Below are 16,386 nucleotides of genomic sequence, written 5' to 3'. Positions count from 1 at the left end.
TTCCATGCCTTACGCCAGCCTCGCTTGCGGCTTGAGCCGCACATATAGGGTTTTATCGACCCGCGCCACCAGCTCGCCGGCGCCGTCGCGGATATCGACCTGCAAACGCGGCAGGCACTTCTTGCCGGTGGCGGTCTGCTGGCGGATTTCGTCCAGCAGCGCGTCATCGACGTGGAGTTCGGCATACACCGGGCCTTTGCCCGGCGAAATGAAATCGATGCTGGCAGCCTTGTCCCAGACGATGTAGTCACGCCCCAGCTGCTCGATCAACAGCAGCATGTAGAACGGGTCGACCATCCCGTACAGGCTGCCGCCGCACTGGGTGCCGACGTAGTTGCGGTTCCAGCGGGTCAGTTTCATCGCCACCTTGACGCTGCGCAGGTCCGGGCTGATGTGCTGCACGCGGATACCAGCCCCGAGGTGCGGCGGGAACAGGTTAAGCCGCCAGCGCAACAGGCACGCCCGGCGCGCCAGCCTGCGCGTGTCGTCACTCATGCCTGACCTCGCGGATCGGGGCGGGTGCCCAGGCCCATGGCCTGGCGGGCGAACCAGCTTTTGGCCGGGGGCAGCAGGTCGAGCCCGAGCAGGCCAAGGTTGCGCCCGGCAGCCAGCAATGGCTGGCTGCTGCCGAACAGGCGGGTGACCTGGTCGGAAAAACCGATGGTCATGGCCTGGTCCAGGCGCTGGCGCTGGTGGTAGCCCTGCAACGTGGTCAGGTCGCCAGGCTGCTGCGGCCCGGCCAGCAGCGCCTCGGCCAGCGCCTGCACGTCACGCAGCGACAGGTTGAAGCCCTGGCCGGCAATGGGGTGCAGACTGTGCGCGGCGTTGCCCAGCACCACCAGATGCGGCCGCACCTGCTCCTGGGCCTCGATCAGCGACAGTGGGTAGAGGTGCCGCGCGCCGACCTGGCGCAAGGCGCCCAGGCGATAGCCGAACACGCCCTGAAGCTCGCGCAGGAAACTGCGCTCGTCGATGTCGGCCAGGCGTCGCGCGTCCATGCCCTGGCGGGTCCAGACCAGCGCGCAACGGTTATCCGGCAGCGGCAGCAGGGCCATGGGGCCTTCTTCGGTGAAACGCTCGAAGGCCTGGCCACCGTGGGCCTCGCCCGGGGTGATATTGGCGATCAACGCGCTCTGTTGGTAGGGCGTGTGGCGCACATGGATGCCCAGCTGTTCGCGCAGGCCGGAGCGGCCACCATCGGCCAGTACCGCCAGGTCGCACTCCAGCTGGGTGTCGTCGTTCAACAGCAGGCGGTAGCCACCTTCGATGGCCTGCATCGCGGTCACCTCCGCCGGGCAGCGCCAGCTCACCACCTCGCTGTCCAGCCCTTGCCACAGGCACTGGCCCAGCCAGGCGTTTTCCACCACGTAGCCAAGCGCCGGCACGCCCTCTTCCAGGGCATCCAGGCGGGTGGCGCCGAAGCGGCCGCGGTCGGATACGTGAATCTGCCGGATCGGCTCGGCGCGATGGCCGATGGCCTGCCACAGGCCCAGCTGCTGGTAGATCTGCTGGGTACCGAACGACAGTGCCGACGAACGCGCGTCGTAGCTGGGCTGGAAGCTGTCACCGGGGGCGAACGGCTCGATCAGCAGGATCTTCCAGCCTCGCGCCTTGGCCCCCGCCTGCAGGGCCAGGGCCAGGCTCGCGCCCACCAGGCCGCCACCGATGATCGCCAGGTTTACCCGATTCATGCCGCGTCCTTGCGGGCGGCCTGCATCAGCGCCTCGATCTCGGCGACCGTGCGTGGCACGCCCGAAGTCAGGATTTCACAGCCTTGCCTGGTCACTACCACGTCGTCCTCGATCCTTACACCAATGCCGCGCCATTTCTTGGCCACGGCCTGATTGTCGGCGCCTATGTAGATGCCCGGCTCGACGGTCAGCGCCATGCCGGGTTCAAGCACCCGCCACTCGCCGCCCACCTTGTACTCGCCCACATCGTGCACATCCATGCCCAGCCAATGCCCGGCGCGGTGCATGTAGAAGGCACGATAGGCCTCGCTGTCGATCAGCGCCTGCACCTCGCCCGTCAGCAGGCCCAGTTGCACCAGGCCCTCGGTGATGACCCGCACGGTCGCCTCATGGGCGTGGTTCCAGTGCTTGCCGGGGGCGATTTCGGCAAACGCCGCTGCCTGGGCCTTGAGCACCAGCTCGTAGATGGCCTTCTGCTCGGGCGAAAAGCGCCCGCTGACCGGGAAGGTACGGGTGATGTCGCTGGCGTAGCAGTCGATCTCGCAGCCGGCGTCGATCAGCACCAGGTCGCCATCCTTGAGCGGGGCGTCGTTCTGCTGATAGTGCAAGATGCAGCCATTGCGCCCGGCCGCGACGATCGAGCCGTAGGCCGGCATCTTCGCCCCGCCCTTGCGGAACTCATAGTCCAGCTCGGCTTCCAGGCTGAATTCGTGCAACCCGGCCCGGCAGGCCTGCATGGCCCGCACGTGGGCCCGCGCCGAGATGTCTGCGGCAGCGCGCATCACCTTCACTTCCGCTGCCGATTTATACAGGCGCATGTCGTGCAGCAGATGATCCAGCGCAACGAACTCGTTCGGCGGCTGGGCGCCCAGGCGGGCCTTGGAGCGGATCACGTTGATCCAGTCCATCAGCCGGCGGTCGAACTCGGGGTTGCTGCCCATGGCGCTGTACACCCGCTCACGGCCTTCGATCAGGCCCGGCAGGATCTCGTCGATGTCGGTGATGGGGAAGGCATCGTCTGCGCCAAAATCGCGCACTGCACCTTCCTGGCCGGCCCGCAGACCATCCCACAGCTCGCGCTCGGGGTTGCGTTCACGGCAGAACAGCACGTATTCGCCATGCTCGCGCCCCGGGATCAGCGCAATCACCGCTTCCGGCTCGGGGAAACCGCTGAGGTACTGGAAGTCGCTGTCCTGGCGGTAAACGTGCTCGACGTCGCGGTTGCGGATGGCAACCGCGGCGGCGGGCAGGATGGCGATGCTGTTGGGGACCATCTGCGCCATCAGCGCCTTGCGCCGACGGGCATACTCGGCCTTGGGAATGTGGCTCATGGGCAGACTACCCCCGGTTGATCAGTGCAGCGATGGCTTGGGTGCGGGGGCGGCCGGCTTGGCCAGCTCGGAGAACAGCAGCAACGGCGCCACGCGCAGGTATTCCATGACTTCCATGTAGTCGCTCTCGCCGTCCTCGGACTCCTCGAGGGCTTCCTGGACCTGGGAAATCGCCACCAGGTCCTGCAGCACTTCCTTGGCCTCGTCGGACAGGTCCTTGCCACCGGCATTCAGGCCGAAACCGGTGATGAAGCCTTGGCACCACTGGCCCAGCGCGGTGGCGCGGTCGCTCAGGGCGGCGTCGTCGGAAGGCAGCAGCAGGACGATGGCCATGTCGTCGCTGGTCAGCTCGCCCTTGACCATTTCCTGCAGGCCGACCAGGGCGTTGCGCACGGTGTCACCGGGCTCGGTTTCCAGCAGCTGGGCGGCATCGGCCAGCCAGCCGTCGGCGTCGAAGCCGGCACCGGCGCAGCTGCGGCCGATCAGCAGGCCGTGCAGTTCGGCCGGGGTGACAGGATGACCATTGCTGGACAGCAGCATGGCGAAGGCGATGTAGGGCGATTGGGTATTGGGCATGGGCAGCTAGGCGCCAGACGGCGCAATGACTAGAATGGAGACCTTGTATCCTAGCACCGGCAGGCGCGCCAAGACCATCGGCACTGGCCGTCGCCGCCCAGGGAGAGGCATCATCGCCAGGTGACTCAACGACGGAGCGAATCGAGTGCAACCCACGCAAGAGAACGACCTGCAGGCACTGATGAGCCGATTCGAGTTGCTGATCGAACGTGTCGAGCAACTAAAACGGCAAAATGCACTCCTAGTAGCTCAGGAAAAATCCTGGCGCGAAGAGCGCGCCCACCTCATCGAAAAGAACGAGATCGCCAAGCGCAAGGTCGAGTCGATGATTTTACGCCTCAAGGCTCTGGAGCAAGACTCATGAGTTCAAGCAATAGCGTCACCGTGCAGATCCTCGACAAGGAATATTCGATCATCTGCCCGCCGGAAGAGCGCAACAACCTGGTCAGCGCCGCGCGCTACCTGGACGGCAAGATGCGCGAGATCCGCAGCAGCGGCAAGGTGATCGGCGCCGACCGCATCGCGGTCATGGCAGCGTTGAACATCACCCACGAAATGCTGCACCGCCAAGAGGACCGCAACGATGCCCCGGCAGGCGGCACCACCCGCGAACAGGTGCGCGACCTGCTGGAACGGGTCGACCAGGCACTGTCCGACGACGCGGATACCAAAATCGGCTGAGATTGGTATACTGGCGCCACTCCCTGGGGGATGCGCCAGTCGGTTATGTCCCTGAGCCGATACGCACAACCACGGGGGTTGCACGCTGGGGCCGGTGTGCATGTCCGCCCGACGGAAAGCCTTAACGCCCCCTGCAATCTCCACCTTGAACTTTCGGGTTCAAGGGCTACACCGATAGCGGTCTTATCGGGGAGCCTGAATTCTCTTGCCCGCCCCTTCCGGCGGGCAATTCGTTTTGGCCGACCATGTCGGCCAGCACCTGGGATCGCCCGTGCCATGACCGACACCGCGCAGCTCACCCGCCCCCAGCTCCGTCGCCTGCTCCGCAATGCCCGCCGCGCCCTTACCCCTGCCCAGCAACGCCAGGCCGCCCTTGGCCTGTACCGCCAGCTGGCGCAGCACCCGCTGTTCCGACGCGCCCGGCACATTGCCCTGTACCTGCCCAACGACGGCGAAATCGACCCTTACCTGCTGCTGCGCGAAGCCCAGCGCCGCGGCAAGCGCACCTACCTGCCGGTGCTGCACGCCTGGCCGCGTACGCGCATGGTGTTCCAGCGCTTCGAGCAGGGCGAGAAGCTCAAGCCCAACCGCTTTCGCATTCCCGAGCCGGTCACCGAGCGCAAGCGCCAGCGCCCGATCTGGTCGCTGGACCTGATCCTGCTACCGTTGGTCGGTTTCGACGAAGTGGGCGGTCGCCTGGGAATGGGCGGTGGTTTCTATGATCGCAGCCTGGCCTACCAGGCGCGTCGCCAGACCTGGAAAAAGCCGTTGCTGTTGGGGCTGGCACATGAATGCCAGAAGGTCGAGCGGCTGGCTCAGGCCAGTTGGGATGTACCGCTGCAGGGGACGGTCTCGGACCGTGGCTGGTACCTGGCGCCGCGTTGAGCGGCGCCGGCGGGGGCATCAACGTTGCGGCTGGCTGGCGTCGACCGGCATCTGATAGGCGTTGTCCAGCTTGCGCTCCCAGATCCCTTGCGCATAACCGGTAGTGACCACACCCAGGCCGAAAATGAACACCAGGATCCACAGCAGATCCGGCTTTTTACGTTGATTCATCGAAGATTGCCCCCCAGGCAAACTGTTCAGGCTCGGCAATTTTCTGGGTATCGCCGGAGCATCGCGCTTTAAACGGGGCGCATTTTCCGACAACCTGCGTCTGCACGCAAACCTTGACGCCAACCGACTGTCGGTTTCATGCAACAGGTTATTTCAAACCTTTTCAGGAGCAGCACCCATGGCCTACTGGCTGATGAAATCCGAGCCCGACGAGCTCTCCATCGAAGCCCTCGGCCGCCTCGGCGAAGCGCGCTGGGACGGCGTGCGCAACTACCAGGCGCGCAATTTCCTGCGGGCCATGAGCGTTGGCGACGAGTTCTTCTTCTATCACTCCAGCTGCCCGCAGCCGGGCATCGCCGGCATTGCCAGGATCACCCGCGCCGCCTACCCCGACCCGACCGCGCTGGACCCGCAAAGCCACTACTACGATGCCAAGGCCACGGCCGACAAGAACCCGTGGAGCGCGGTGGATGTGGCCCATGTGCAAACCCTGCCACGGGTGCTGGAGCTGGGCTGGCTGAAACAGCAGGCAGGCCTGGCCGAACTGCCGCTGGTGCAGAAGGGCAGCCGCCTGTCGGTGATGCCGGTGACGCCAGAGCAATGGGCGGTGATTGTCGCTTTGCGTTGAAACTGCGGCTAAGGTCATAAACCAATGGGGCCGCCCTGCGGCCCATCGCCGGCAAGCCAGCTCCCACCCCGACCGCATTGACCTCAAGCCATGCGCTGCCCCTGTGGGAGCTGGCTTGCCGGCGATGGGCTGCGTAGCAGACCCAGTCATGGATTTGACTGATATCAACACGCCGCGCGTGGCCGCAAGCCATGATGCAGTGTGCATGACCGCAAGGATGCAGACCGATGAACCGATACGCCCCAAGGATCTTCGCCACCGCGCTGATCGCCCTACTCGCAACAGCCGGTGGGCTGGGGTACTGGAAGTCGCTCCACGACCAGCTGCCCGAAGGCCTGAGCATGGGCAACGGCCGCCTGGAAGCCACCGAAGTGCAGATCGCCAGCAAAATCCCCGGCCGCCTGGCCGAAGTGCTGGTCGACGAAGGTGACAAGGTAACTCGCGGCCAGCTGCTGGCGCGCATCGACACCCGTACCATGGAAGCCCAGCGCAGCCAGGCCGAAGCCGAAGTGCTGCGCGCTCGGGAAAACTACGCCGCCGCCCAGGCCAGCGTGCAGCTGCGCCAGAGCGAACTGCTGCTGGCCAGCCAGGAGCTCAAGCGCGTGCGCGAGATCTTCCAGCGCAAATACGCCAGCCAGCAGTTGCTCGACCAACAGCAGGCTCGCTTCGACACGGCCAACGCCGCCGTGGTCGCCGCCCGCGCCCAACTGGCGGCGATCAAGGCTGCCATCGCCGCCGCCGAGGCCCAGGTGGCGCAGCTCACCAGCGAGATCGACGACAGCAGCCTGCGCGCACCGATCGACGGCATCATCCAGCTGCGCCTGGCCGAGCCCGGTGAAGTGCTGGGTGCCGGCGGCCGCGTACTGATGCTGATCGACCCCAGCGACCAGTACATGAACCTCTACCTGCCCGCCTCCACCAGCGGCCGGCTGACCGTCGGCGACCAGGCGCGGATCGTGCTCGACGCCCTGCCCGAGCGGGCGCTGCCAGCGAAGGTGGCCTTTGTCGCGGCCAAGGCCCAGTTCACCCCCAAGCAGGTGGAAACCCGCGACGAGCGGCAGAAGCTGGTGTTCCGGGTCAAGTTGCGCCTGACCGACCCGGGCGCCGTACCGCAGGCCAAGCCGGGCATGCCAGGCGCCGGCTATGTCCGCACGGCTGAGGTGGACTGGCCGGCCAACCTGCAATGAACGCCCCGGCACTGCTGGCCGAAGGTATCAGCCATCGCTACGGCGATCTGGTGGCCCTGAATCCCCTCGGGTTCAGCCTGCCGGCGGGCACCCGTTGCGCGCTGATCGGCCCTGACGGGGCTGGCAAATCGACCCTGCTGGGGCTGATCGCCGGCGTCAAGCGCCTGCAACAGGGCGAACTGCAGGTGCTGGGTGGCTCGATCCGCCAGCGGCGCCATCGCGCGGCGCTGTACCCGAAAGTGGCGTTCATGCCGCAGGGGCTGGGCAACAACCTGTATCCGGAGCTGTCGATCAGCGAGAACATCCGCTTTTTCGCCACCCTGTTCGGTCTCGGCCGCCGCGAATGCGAACAGCGCATGGCCAACCTGCTGCAGGCCACCGACCTGCAGCGCTTTGCCCAGCGCCCGGCGGGCAAGCTGTCGGGCGGCATGAAACAGAAGCTGGGCCTGTGCTGCGCGCTGATCCACGAGCCGGACCTGCTGATCCTCGACGAACCGACCACCGGCGTCGACCCACTGTCACGGCGGCGTTTCTGGGAGCTGGTCGAACAGGTGCGCGCGCAACGCCCGCAACTGACCTTGCTGGTGGCCACCGCCTACATGGAGGAGGCCGAACAATTCGAGCATTGCCTGATGCTCGATGGCGGCCGCCTGCTGGCCGCCGGCCCCAGCCATGAGCTTGCCGCAGTCACCCCCAGTGGCAAGCTGGACGACGCCTTCACCCATTACCAAGGTGCGGGCAAGGCACAACACCCTCCGCTCATCATTCCACCGTGCTCGGCCACTGACACCTCGGTCGCCATCGAGGCCCACGACCTGACCCTGCGCTTTGGCGATTTCACGGCAGTGAACAAGGTCAGCTTCGCCATTGGCCGCGGGGAGATCTTTGGCTTCCTGGGCTCCAACGGCTGCGGCAAGACCACCACCATGAAAGTGCTCACCGGCCTGATGCCGGCCAGCGAAGGCAGCGCCAGCTTGCTCGGCCGCCCGGTGGATGCCAGCGACCTGGCCACGCGCAAGCGGGTCGGTTTCATGTCGCAGAGTTTTTCGCTGTATGGGGAGCTCAGCACCCGGCAGAACCTGACCCTGCATGCCCGCCTGTTCGACCTGCCCAAGGCCGAGAGCGCCCAGCGTATCGACGAACTGATCGAGCGCTTCGACCTGGGTGCCATCGCCGACCAGCCATCCGGCGCCCTGCCCCTCGGCCTGCGCCAGCGCCTGTCACTGGCGGTGGCGGTGCTGCACCGCCCGGAAGTGCTGATCCTCGACGAACCCACCTCCGGCGTCGACCCGGCTGCCCGTGACGACTTCTGGCGCCTGCTGGTGGAGCTGTCACGCGAGCAGGGCGTGACCATTTTCCTTTCCACCCACTTCATGAACGAAGCCCAACGCTGCGACCGCATCTCGCTGATGCATGCAGGCCGGGTACTGGCCTGCGACACGCCGGGTACCCTGCAACGCCAGTACCAAGGCAACACCCTGGAAGACGCGTTCGTACGGTGCCTGGAACAGGCCCAGGAACTGGCGCCGCAAGCCACCGACAACGCCGTGCTGGAACAGGCCGCCACGCCTGCGCCGGCGCTGCGCCAGGGTTTCAGCCTGCGTCGCCTGCTGGCGGTGGCCAGCCGTGAGGGCAAGGAGCTGCTGCGCGACAAGGTACGCCTGGCCTTCGCCCTGCTGGGGGCAGTGTTCATGATGGTGATCTTCGGCTATGGCATTTCGCTGGATGTGGAAAACCTCGCCTTCGCCGTACACGACCAGGACCAGAGCCCACAAAGCCGGGCCTATCTGGAAGCTTTCCGTGGTTCACGCTATTTCGCCGAACAGGCGCCCATCCGCGATACCCGCGAAATGCACCAGCGCCTGCAGCGCTCGGAAATCAAACTGGCGCTGGAAATCCCCCCCGGCTTTGGCCGCGACCTGTACGCCGGGCGTCAACCGGTGGTGGCTGCCTGGCTCGATGGCGGCATGCCGTTCCGCGCGGAAACCAGCCGCAACTACGTGGAAGCCGTGCATCAGGCCAACCTTGAGCAACTGGCCAAGGCCAACCCACAGCCGCAGCCGCGCCAGGACCTGGTGCGTCTGGAAACCCGTTTTCGCTACAACCAGGATGTGGTCAGCGTGAACGCCATCGGCCCGGGAGTAATGGCGCTGATCCTGGCCTTCATCCCGGCCATGCTCACCGCGCTGGGTATCGTCCGCGAGAAAGAGCTCGGCTCCATCACCAACTTCTACGCCACACCCCTCACCCGCCTGGAGTTTCTGCTCGGCAAGCAGATGCCCTATCTGGCCGTGAGCCTGGTCAACCTGGCGCTGCTGGTGGCGATGAACCGCTGGCTGTTCGCCGTGCCGCTCAAGGGCAGCGTGCTGGCCCTGGCCTGTGGTGGCGTCGCTTACCTGCTGGCGACCACCAGCCTGGGCCTGCTGATCTCGGCCTTCACCCGCACACAAATCGCCGCCATCCTGGGCACCATGATCATCACCAGCCTGCCGACCATCCAGTTTTCCGGGCTGATCGTGCCACGCTCCTCGCTGGACGGCGCGGCGGCGGTGATGGGCCAGCTGTTCCCGGCGGGCTACTTCCTCGATATCGCGGTCGGCACCTTCACCAAGGCGCTGGGCCTGCGCGAACTGTGGCCGCAGTGCCTGATCCTGCTCAGTTTCTTTGTTGTGTTCACCGGCCTGAGCCTGGCCATGCTGAAGAAGCAGGAGGCCTGAGATGTCGCGCCTGAACCACACCCTGCGCCTGGGCCTGAAAGAGCTGACCAGCCTGCGCCATGACAGCGTGCTGCTGTTGTTCCTGCTGTATGCCTTCAGCGTGGCCATCTACATGCCCGCAGCCGGCTCGGTGATCGGCGTGCACAACGCCAGCGTCGCGGTGGTGGACGAAGACCACAGCCTGCTGTCACGCAAGCTCGGCGAAGCCCTGCAACCACCCGAATTCCAGCCCGCCGTGCCGCTGGCCCCGGGGCGCCTGGACCAGGCCATGGACAGCGGCCAGTACACCTTCGTGATCAACGTGCCGGTGAATTTCCAAAGCGACCTGCTGGCCGGGCGCTCGCCGGAACTGCAGATCAATGTCGACGCCACGGCCATGAGCCAGGCGTTCATGGGGGCCGGCTATATCGGCCGCATCTTCGAACGCGAGTTGCTCGACTACAGCCAGCGCAACAACACGCAGAGCCCGGTGCTAATCAACGCCAAGGCCCTGTTCAACCCCAACCTGGAGGGTGGCTGGTTCCTGGCGGTAATCCAGATCGTCAACAACATCACCATCCTGGCGATCATCCTCACCGGCACCGCGTTGCTGCGCGAGCGCGAGCACGGCACCCTCGACCACCTGCTGGTGCTGCCGCTGACCGCGCTGGAAATCATGCTGGCGAAAATCGCCAGCAACGCGCTGGTGGTGGTGATCTGCACCTGGATTTCGCTGGTGGTGGTGGTCAAGGGCGCGCTTGGCGTGCCGCTCTCCGGTTCGATGGGCCTGTTCCTGGCCGTGACCGCGCTGTACCTGTTCGCCAGCACCGCACTGGGCATCTTCCTCGCCACCCTGGCGCGCTCGACGCCACAATTCGGCCTGCTGGCAATCCCGGTGATCATCCCGATGCTGTTGCTGTCCGGCGGCAGCACACCGCTGGACAGCATGCCGCAGTGGCTGCAGTGGGTGATGCAAGGGTCGCCGTCGACGCACTTTGTCAGCCTTGGCGCCGCAATCCTGTTCCGTGATGCCGGCTGGACGGTGGTGTGGCCGGACATCCTGGCGCTGGCCGTGATCGGGCTGGTGTTCTTCGGCGTGGCGCTGGCGCGGTTTCGCCGAAGCCTGGCGTCCTGATCCAATTGGGATCTAGCACAAAGACAAAGGGCGCCTTTCGGCGCCCTACTCACAGACAGGTCGGCTTGTCATCGCCATACACCTGCCCGGCTCTGTAATTGCTGGTTGAACCAGGATCCGCAGAGTCTTGCAAGCCCCTTACGGGAACAGGCTCATTTTAGCTTCGCCTTGGCTTCAGAAACCGAAAACTGGCGGGCTTACAGGAAAGACGGAAAGGTCCTACAACCGTGGTAAGCCTGACTTCAATCCAGCTCACCAGCAATCGACCTCACAGTGCTTCAGGTCACTGCACGATCAGGTTGTTGAACAGCAGGTCTTCAACGATCGGCTTGCCCTCTTCGGCTTCCATCACCTGCTGCACCTGTTTCAGCGCTTCCTGGCGAAGGTGCTCCTTGGCTTCGACGTTGCTCATGCTGTCCACCGACTGTTGGGTGAACAGCGCCACCAGCTGGTTGCGGATCAGCGGCTCGTGGTGCTTCACCGCCTTGGCGGCTTCGTCGCCGGTCACGCGCAGTGCCACGTCGGCCTTGTACACGCGCAGCCGCGGGCTGCCGTCGAGGGCGTAGTTGCCGACAAAGGGCGGGCTCAGGCTGATGTAGGCGACTTTCGGCGCCCCTTCCTTGGCTTCCTCGGCCATGGCCGCAGCCGGCAGCAGCAGCGCCAGCACCATCAAGATCCACGCTTTCACGAATTTGCTCCTCAATACAGTTGGCGCCAGCTTACCCAGCATGCCGCTCAAACCCAAGCCCGGGCTTGTGCCGCCACTTATGCCTGCACATCAGGGCGCCCCATGCTCGTTGACCGGGCAGGCGGCACTCCTACACTTATCGGCCACGACCCGCAAAGGAATAGCCCCGATGAAAGCTGTGTTGTGCAAAACCCTGGGCCCGGCGCGCGACCTGGTGCTGGAAGAGGTGGCCAGCCCGGTGCCGAAGAAAAACGAGATCCTGCTGGATGTGCAGGCCGCCGGGGTCAACTTCCCCGACACCCTGATCATCGAAGGCAAGTACCAGTTCCAGCCACCGTTGCCGTTCTCCCCCGGCGGCGAGGCAGCGGGCGTGGTGGCCGCCGTCGGGGAAAAGGCCGGCGCGTTCAAGGTCGGCGACCGGGTCATGGCGCTGACCGGCTGGGGTGCATTCGCCGAGCAGGTGGCGGTGCCGTTCTACAATGTGCTGCCGATCCCGCCGAGCATGGACTTCACCACCGCAGCGGCATTCGGCATGACCTACGGCACCTCCATGCACGCCCTGCGCCAGCGCGGCCAGTTGCAGGCGGGCGAGACCCTGCTGGTGCTGGGCGCGTCCGGCGGCGTCGGCCTGGCGGCGGTGGAGATCGGCAAGGCCATGGGCGCGCGGGTGATCGCGGCCGCCAGCAGTGCGGAAAAACTGGCCGTGGCCAAGGCAGCCGGCGCGGATGAACTGATCGACTACAGCCAGGCCAGCCTGCGTGACGAGATCAAGCGCCTGACCGGCGGCCAGGGCGTGGATGTGATCTACGACCCGGTGGGTGGCGAGTTGTTCGAGCAGGCAGTGCGCGGGCTGGCCTGGAATGGCCGGTTGCTGGTGGTGGGTTTTGCCAGCGGGACCATCCCGCAGCTGGCGGCCAACCTGGTGCTCCTCAAGGGCGCGGCGGTGCTCGGGGTATTCTGGGGGGCGTTTGCCCAGCGTCAGCCGGAGGACAATGCGGCCAACTTCCGGCAGCTGTTTGCATGGCATGCCGAAGGCAAGTTGAAGCCGCTGGTGTCGCAGACTTATCCACTGGCTGAGGCAGGGGCTGCCATTGAAAAGTTGGGGCAGCGTCAGGCTGTGGGTAAGTTGGTGGTGCTGGTCAGGTAAGGATTGAGAAATCTGTTGCCTGTCAGGGCCCTATCGCCGGCAAGCCAGCTCCCACAGGATCTCCACAGTTTCCAAGGCCAGTGGAGTACCTGTGGGAGCCGGCTTGCCGGCGATAGGGCCCTGACAGACTAATCAAACTTCGCGCAGGTTATGGCAGCGCCTGAACCGCGCCTCCAGGTTGCGATCGGGCATCTGGTGGCTGCGCAGGGCATTCAAGGTCTGTTCGACATAATCACGCGTGGTGCCATAGCGCCCCTTGGCACTGGCCAGGATCTGGCTGAGCAGGGTGTCCGGCAGGTTCCCGGCATAGCACGGCAGATGCCGCTCCAGCACGAAGCCCAGGGCCTGCACCTTGCTGCCATCACCCAACCGGCAACTGAGCCAGTGCGGCCGGTACGCCGGGTACGGCATCTCGCGCTGCCACAGGGCCATCAGCGACTCGTCCAGGCTGCTTTCATCCAGCCGGTAGGCAAAACCACTGCAGGAGCCCCCACGGTCCAGGCCGAACACCAGCCCAGGGGTTTCCGGGGTGCCGCGGTGTTCGTGCGACCACAGGTACAAACCACGGTGGTAACCATGTACCCGCGCGCGTTGGCGCTCCACCGAGTTGCACTCCGGTCGCCAGATCAACGAACCATAGGCGAACAGCCACACCGGCCCACCCTGATGGCGAGACATGGTTGTCTTCATGGAATTGAACAACTGTTCGCGAGTATGTTGCTGACCGAAGTCGAGTGTCGGTGGATATGAAACTTCCCAGGACATACTTTCAAGTGCCGACATAAGCTGCCGCCATTATCCCTGTGAACTACGGATGTAGCGAGATTCGATTACGATGCGCCCCCAGCCTCTGTACCAAGGGCGCTTGCAGTAACCATAGGACAGAAATGCAGGAATACTCAAGCCCTTGCGCCAGAGTTTCATCCGCGCTCCCGACGACTGGAAAGTACTGTTTCGGCAACTGTGAAAGTTATTAGCCAAGGCGGTAACAATTACCGCCTTATACCCATACTTTCAAACTTCGGTTATTAGCCGCGTGGTGCGTAGGCAAACACATCGGCGCGCATGCGGTGCGCATCCATGCCGGCTTCGACCAGGGCGTCGAGAGTGGCATAGATCATGTTCGGCGAGCCGCTGGCATATACATGCACGCTGTTGAGGTCGGCGATGTCCTCGCAGACCGCCTCATGCAGCATGCCGCAACGGCCTTCCCAGCCGCACAGGTCGCTGACCACCTGATGCAGGAACAGGTTGGGCAGGCGCTGCCATTCGTCCCAGTGCTCGATCTGGTAGAAGTCCTCGGGCCGGCGCACGCCCCAGTACAGGTGCACCGGGTGCTTGAAACCCTGAGCCCGGCAATGCTCGACCAGGCTGTGCATCTGGCCCATGCCGGTGCCAGCAGCTATCAGCACCAGCGGCCCGTCGGGCAACTCGGCCAGGTGGGTGTCGCCGAACGGCATTTCGATGCGCGCCAGGCCGTCGCGCTTGAGCTGCTCGATAAGTTGCACCGCACTGGGCTCGCGCGCCAGCACATGCAGCTCCAGCTCGCGCCCGGCATGGGGTGCGGAAGCCAGCGAAAACGCCGCCTGCTTGCCGCCTTCGCGCTCGATCATCAGGTACTGCCCCGCGTGGTAGCGCGGCGGCCTGCCAGCCGGCGCGCGCAATCGCACGCGCCAGACGTCGCCACCGACCTCGACGCACTCACTGACACTGCACGCCAGTTTGCGCACCGGCAACTCGCCCAGGGCGAGCACACCATCCCAGAGCAACACGCAGTCCTCCAGCGGTTCGGCAATGCAGGTGAACAGCTCGCCATGGTCGCGGACTTCACCGTCCTGGCGTACCCGGCCTTCGACCAACAACGCGGCGCAGACATGGCAATTGCCATTGCGGCAGCTGTTCGGGCAGTCATAGCCCAGCCGCCGCGCTCCATCCAGGATCCGTTCCCCGGGTTCGAGCGCCAGCACCGCCCCGGACGGCTGCAACGTTACCTGCATCAATCTATTCCCAACTGATCCCACAGCTCATCGATACGGCGGGTGACGGCTTCGTCCTTGACGATGACCCGTCCCCATTCGCGTGTAGTCTCGCCCGGCCACTTGTGCGTGGCGTCCAGGCCCATCTTCGACCCCAACCCGGATACCGGCGACGCGAAGTCCAGGTAGTCGATCGGGGTGTTGTCGATCATCACCGTATCACGCTTGGGGTCCATGCGTGTGGTGATGGCCCAGATCACATCGTTCCAGTCGCGGGCATTGATATCGTCATCGGTGACAATAACGAACTTGGTGTACATGAACTGTCGCAGGAACGACCACACACCCAGCATCACGCGCTTGGCGTGGCCCGGGTACTGCTTCTTCATGGTCACCACCGCCATGCGGTACGAGCAGCCTTCCGGCGGCAGGTAGAAATCGACGATTTCCGGGAACTGCTTCTGCAGGATCGGCACGAACACTTCGTTCAGCGCCACGCCGAGGATCGCCGGCTCATCTGGCGGGCGGCCGGTGTAGGTGCTGTGGTAGATCGGTTTCTGCCGGTGGGTGATGCGCTCGACGGTGAACACCGGGAAGCTGTCCACTTCGTTGTAGTAGCCGGTGTGGTCGCCGTACGGGCCTTCCGGGGCCATTTCGCCCGGGTGGATCACACCTTCCAGGATGATTTCGGCGGTGGCTGGTACCTGCAGGTTGCTACCCCGGCACTTGACCAGTTCGGTGCGGTTGCCGCGCAGCAGGCCGGCGAAGGCGTACTCGGAGAGGGTGTCCGGCACCGGGGTCACGGCGCCGAGGATGGTGGCCGGGTCAGCGCCCAGGGCCACGGCGACCGGGAACGGCTGGCCAGGGTTCTTCTCGCACCATTCGCGGTAGTCCAGGGCCCCGCCACGGTGGCTGAGCCAGCGCATGATGACCTTGTTGCGGCCGATCACCTGCTGGCGGTAGATGCCCAGGTTCTGGCGGTCCTTGTTCGGGCCGCGGGTGACGGTGAGGCCCCAGGTGATCAGCGGCGCCACGTCGCCCGGCCAGCAGTGCTGTATCGGCAGAGCGCCGAGGTCGACATCGTCCCCCTCGACCACCACTTCCTGACACACCGCGTCCTTGACCACTTTCGGCGCCATCGACACGACTTTCTTGAAGATCGGCAGCTTGGACCAGGCATCCTTCAGGCCCTTCGGCGGCTCAGGCTCCTTGAGGAAGGCCAGCAGCTTGCCGATTTCCCGCAGTTCATCGACCGACTCGGCGCCCATGCCCATGGCAACGCGCTCCGGGGTGCCGAACAGGTTGCCCAGCACCGGGATGTCGAAGCCGGTGGGCTTTTCGAACAGCAATGCAGGGCCCTTGGCACGCAGGGTGCGGTCGCAGACCTCGGTCATTTCCAGGACGGGGGAGATCGGAACCTGGATGCGCTTGAGCTCGCCGCGCTGTTCCAGGCCACGGATGAAGTCGCGCAAGTCGCGATACTGCATGCAGGAGCCTCGTGTTGGCCGTATCGGTCGGGGGTGCAGAGTGTAGCGCCGTTCGGGCTTTGTTTGGGGGCAAAAATGCATTGGGGCCGCTTCGCGCCCCTTCGCGG

17 protein-coding genes and 1 other RNA gene are annotated in these 16,386 nt (G+C 65.0%); 9 read left to right on the top strand and 9 right to left on the bottom strand.

From position 1 onward, the window contains the following. Window positions 1-9 precede the first annotated feature (9 nt). Genes CAG34_RS22035 through CAG34_RS22020 form a run of 4 tightly spaced genes read right to left on the bottom strand, consistent with a single transcriptional unit; the run spans window position 10 to window position 3,598 of the window. Complete coding sequence (locus tag CAG34_RS22035) at window positions 10-495, bottom strand: DUF4442 domain-containing protein (RefSeq protein WP_025341050.1); 486 nt, start codon at window positions 493-495, stop codon at window positions 10-12. Then, window positions 492-1,691: a 2-octaprenyl-6-methoxyphenyl hydroxylase gene (gene ubiH / locus CAG34_RS22030; RefSeq protein WP_025341051.1), complete on the bottom strand. Its 1,200-nt coding sequence runs from the start codon at window positions 1,689-1,691 to the stop codon at window positions 492-494. Before ubiH ends, CAG34_RS22035 begins: the two co-directional genes overlap by 4 nt. After that, complete coding sequence (gene pepP, locus CAG34_RS22025) at window positions 1,688-3,022, bottom strand: Xaa-Pro aminopeptidase (protein WP_085592385.1); 1,335 nt, start codon at window positions 3,020-3,022, stop codon at window positions 1,688-1,690. Before pepP ends, ubiH begins: the two co-directional genes overlap by 4 nt. Before the next feature lie 21 nt (window positions 3,023-3,043). Beyond that, on the bottom strand, window positions 3,044-3,598 hold the full coding sequence (locus tag CAG34_RS22020) for a YecA family protein (protein ID WP_003259367.1): 555 nt from the start codon (window positions 3,596-3,598) through the stop codon (window positions 3,044-3,046). Between the two features lie 181 nt (window positions 3,599-3,779). Between CAG34_RS22020 and CAG34_RS22015 the strand changes: the two genes are divergently transcribed. From CAG34_RS22015 to CAG34_RS22000, 4 genes are all read left to right on the top strand, one after another. Further along, a complete protein-coding gene (locus CAG34_RS22015; RefSeq protein ID WP_029886233.1) occupies window positions 3,780-3,962 on the top strand; it encodes a TIGR02449 family protein in 183 nt (60 codons plus the stop codon). Next, window positions 3,959-4,279 (top strand): cell division protein ZapA, encoded by a 321-nt coding sequence (locus tag CAG34_RS22010; RefSeq protein WP_003259368.1) that lies wholly within the window; start codon window positions 3,959-3,961, stop codon window positions 4,277-4,279. The genes CAG34_RS22015 and CAG34_RS22010 overlap by 4 nt, the downstream gene beginning before the upstream one ends. A gap of 17 nt (window positions 4,280-4,296) precedes the next feature. Beyond that, window positions 4,297-4,476, top strand: a non-coding RNA gene (ssrS, locus tag CAG34_RS22005) — 6S RNA. Between the two features lie 79 nt (window positions 4,477-4,555). After that, window positions 4,556-5,164, top strand: a complete 609-nt coding sequence (locus tag CAG34_RS22000) for a 5-formyltetrahydrofolate cyclo-ligase (RefSeq protein ID WP_003259369.1) — start codon at window positions 4,556-4,558, stop codon at window positions 5,162-5,164. An 18-nt stretch (window positions 5,165-5,182) separates the two neighbouring features. Here CAG34_RS22000 and CAG34_RS29050 read toward each other — a convergent pair whose 3' ends face one another. Next, window positions 5,183-5,335: a hypothetical protein gene (locus CAG34_RS29050; protein ID WP_178080894.1), complete on the bottom strand. Its 153-nt coding sequence runs from the start codon at window positions 5,333-5,335 to the stop codon at window positions 5,183-5,185. Window positions 5,336-5,513: 178 nt separating this feature from the next. Between CAG34_RS29050 and CAG34_RS21995 the strand changes: the two genes are divergently transcribed. From CAG34_RS21995 to CAG34_RS21980, 4 genes are all read left to right on the top strand, one after another. Next, the gene (locus tag CAG34_RS21995; RefSeq protein ID WP_025341054.1) at window positions 5,514-5,963 is read left to right on the top strand and encodes an EVE domain-containing protein; all 450 of its coding nucleotides are present in this window, start codon (window positions 5,514-5,516) and stop codon (window positions 5,961-5,963) included. A 227-nt stretch (window positions 5,964-6,190) separates the two neighbouring features. Beyond that, on the top strand, window positions 6,191-7,150 hold the full coding sequence (locus tag CAG34_RS21990; protein ID WP_085592383.1) for an HlyD family secretion protein: 960 nt from the start codon (window positions 6,191-6,193) through the stop codon (window positions 7,148-7,150). Beyond that, window positions 7,147-9,867, top strand: coding sequence for a ribosome-associated ATPase/putative transporter RbbA (gene rbbA / locus CAG34_RS21985; protein WP_085592381.1), 2,721 nt, complete (start codon window positions 7,147-7,149; stop codon window positions 9,865-9,867). The genes CAG34_RS21990 and rbbA overlap by 4 nt, the downstream gene beginning before the upstream one ends. Window position 9,868: 1 nt before the next feature. Next, a complete protein-coding gene (locus CAG34_RS21980) occupies window positions 9,869-10,981 on the top strand; it encodes an ABC transporter permease (protein WP_075046716.1) in 1,113 nt (370 codons plus the stop codon). Window positions 10,982-11,264: 283 nt separating this feature from the next. Here the strand turns inward: CAG34_RS21980 and CAG34_RS21975 are convergent, their stop codons facing one another. Then, window positions 11,265-11,669 carry a flagellar basal body-associated protein FliL gene (locus CAG34_RS21975; RefSeq protein WP_025341058.1) on the bottom strand — a complete coding sequence of 135 codons (405 nt, stop codon included), beginning with the start codon at window positions 11,667-11,669 and terminating at the stop codon, window positions 11,265-11,267. 169 nt (window positions 11,670-11,838) lie between these two features. Between CAG34_RS21975 and CAG34_RS21970 the strand changes: the two genes are divergently transcribed. Then, the gene (locus CAG34_RS21970; protein ID WP_085592379.1) at window positions 11,839-12,816 is read left to right on the top strand and encodes an NADPH:quinone oxidoreductase family protein; all 978 of its coding nucleotides are present in this window, start codon (window positions 11,839-11,841) and stop codon (window positions 12,814-12,816) included. A gap of 132 nt (window positions 12,817-12,948) precedes the next feature. On the opposite strand, the gene CAG34_RS21965 is transcribed toward CAG34_RS21970, so the two are convergent. From CAG34_RS21965 to ubiD, 3 genes are all read right to left on the bottom strand, one after another. Continuing rightward, a complete protein-coding gene (locus CAG34_RS21965; RefSeq protein ID WP_025341060.1) occupies window positions 12,949-13,599 on the bottom strand; it encodes a gamma-glutamylcyclotransferase in 651 nt (216 codons plus the stop codon). 245 nt (window positions 13,600-13,844) lie between these two features. Then, window positions 13,845-14,813, bottom strand: a complete 969-nt coding sequence (locus CAG34_RS21960; protein WP_025341061.1) for a CDP-6-deoxy-delta-3,4-glucoseen reductase — start codon at window positions 14,811-14,813, stop codon at window positions 13,845-13,847. Further along, entirely contained in the window at window positions 14,813-16,279 is a 1,467-nt protein-coding gene (gene ubiD / locus CAG34_RS21955; protein WP_025341062.1) for a 4-hydroxy-3-polyprenylbenzoate decarboxylase, read from the bottom strand. Before ubiD ends, CAG34_RS21960 begins: the two co-directional genes overlap by 1 nt. Between the last annotated feature and the right edge of the window lie 107 nt (window positions 16,280-16,386).

Source organism: Pseudomonas sp. B14(2017), from assembly GCF_002113255.1.
Lineage (GTDB): Bacteria > Pseudomonadota > Gammaproteobacteria > Pseudomonadales > Pseudomonadaceae > Aquipseudomonas > Aquipseudomonas putida_Z.
Note: the sequence above shows the minus strand (reverse complement) of the source record. Positions and strands in the feature narration are given on the sequence as shown.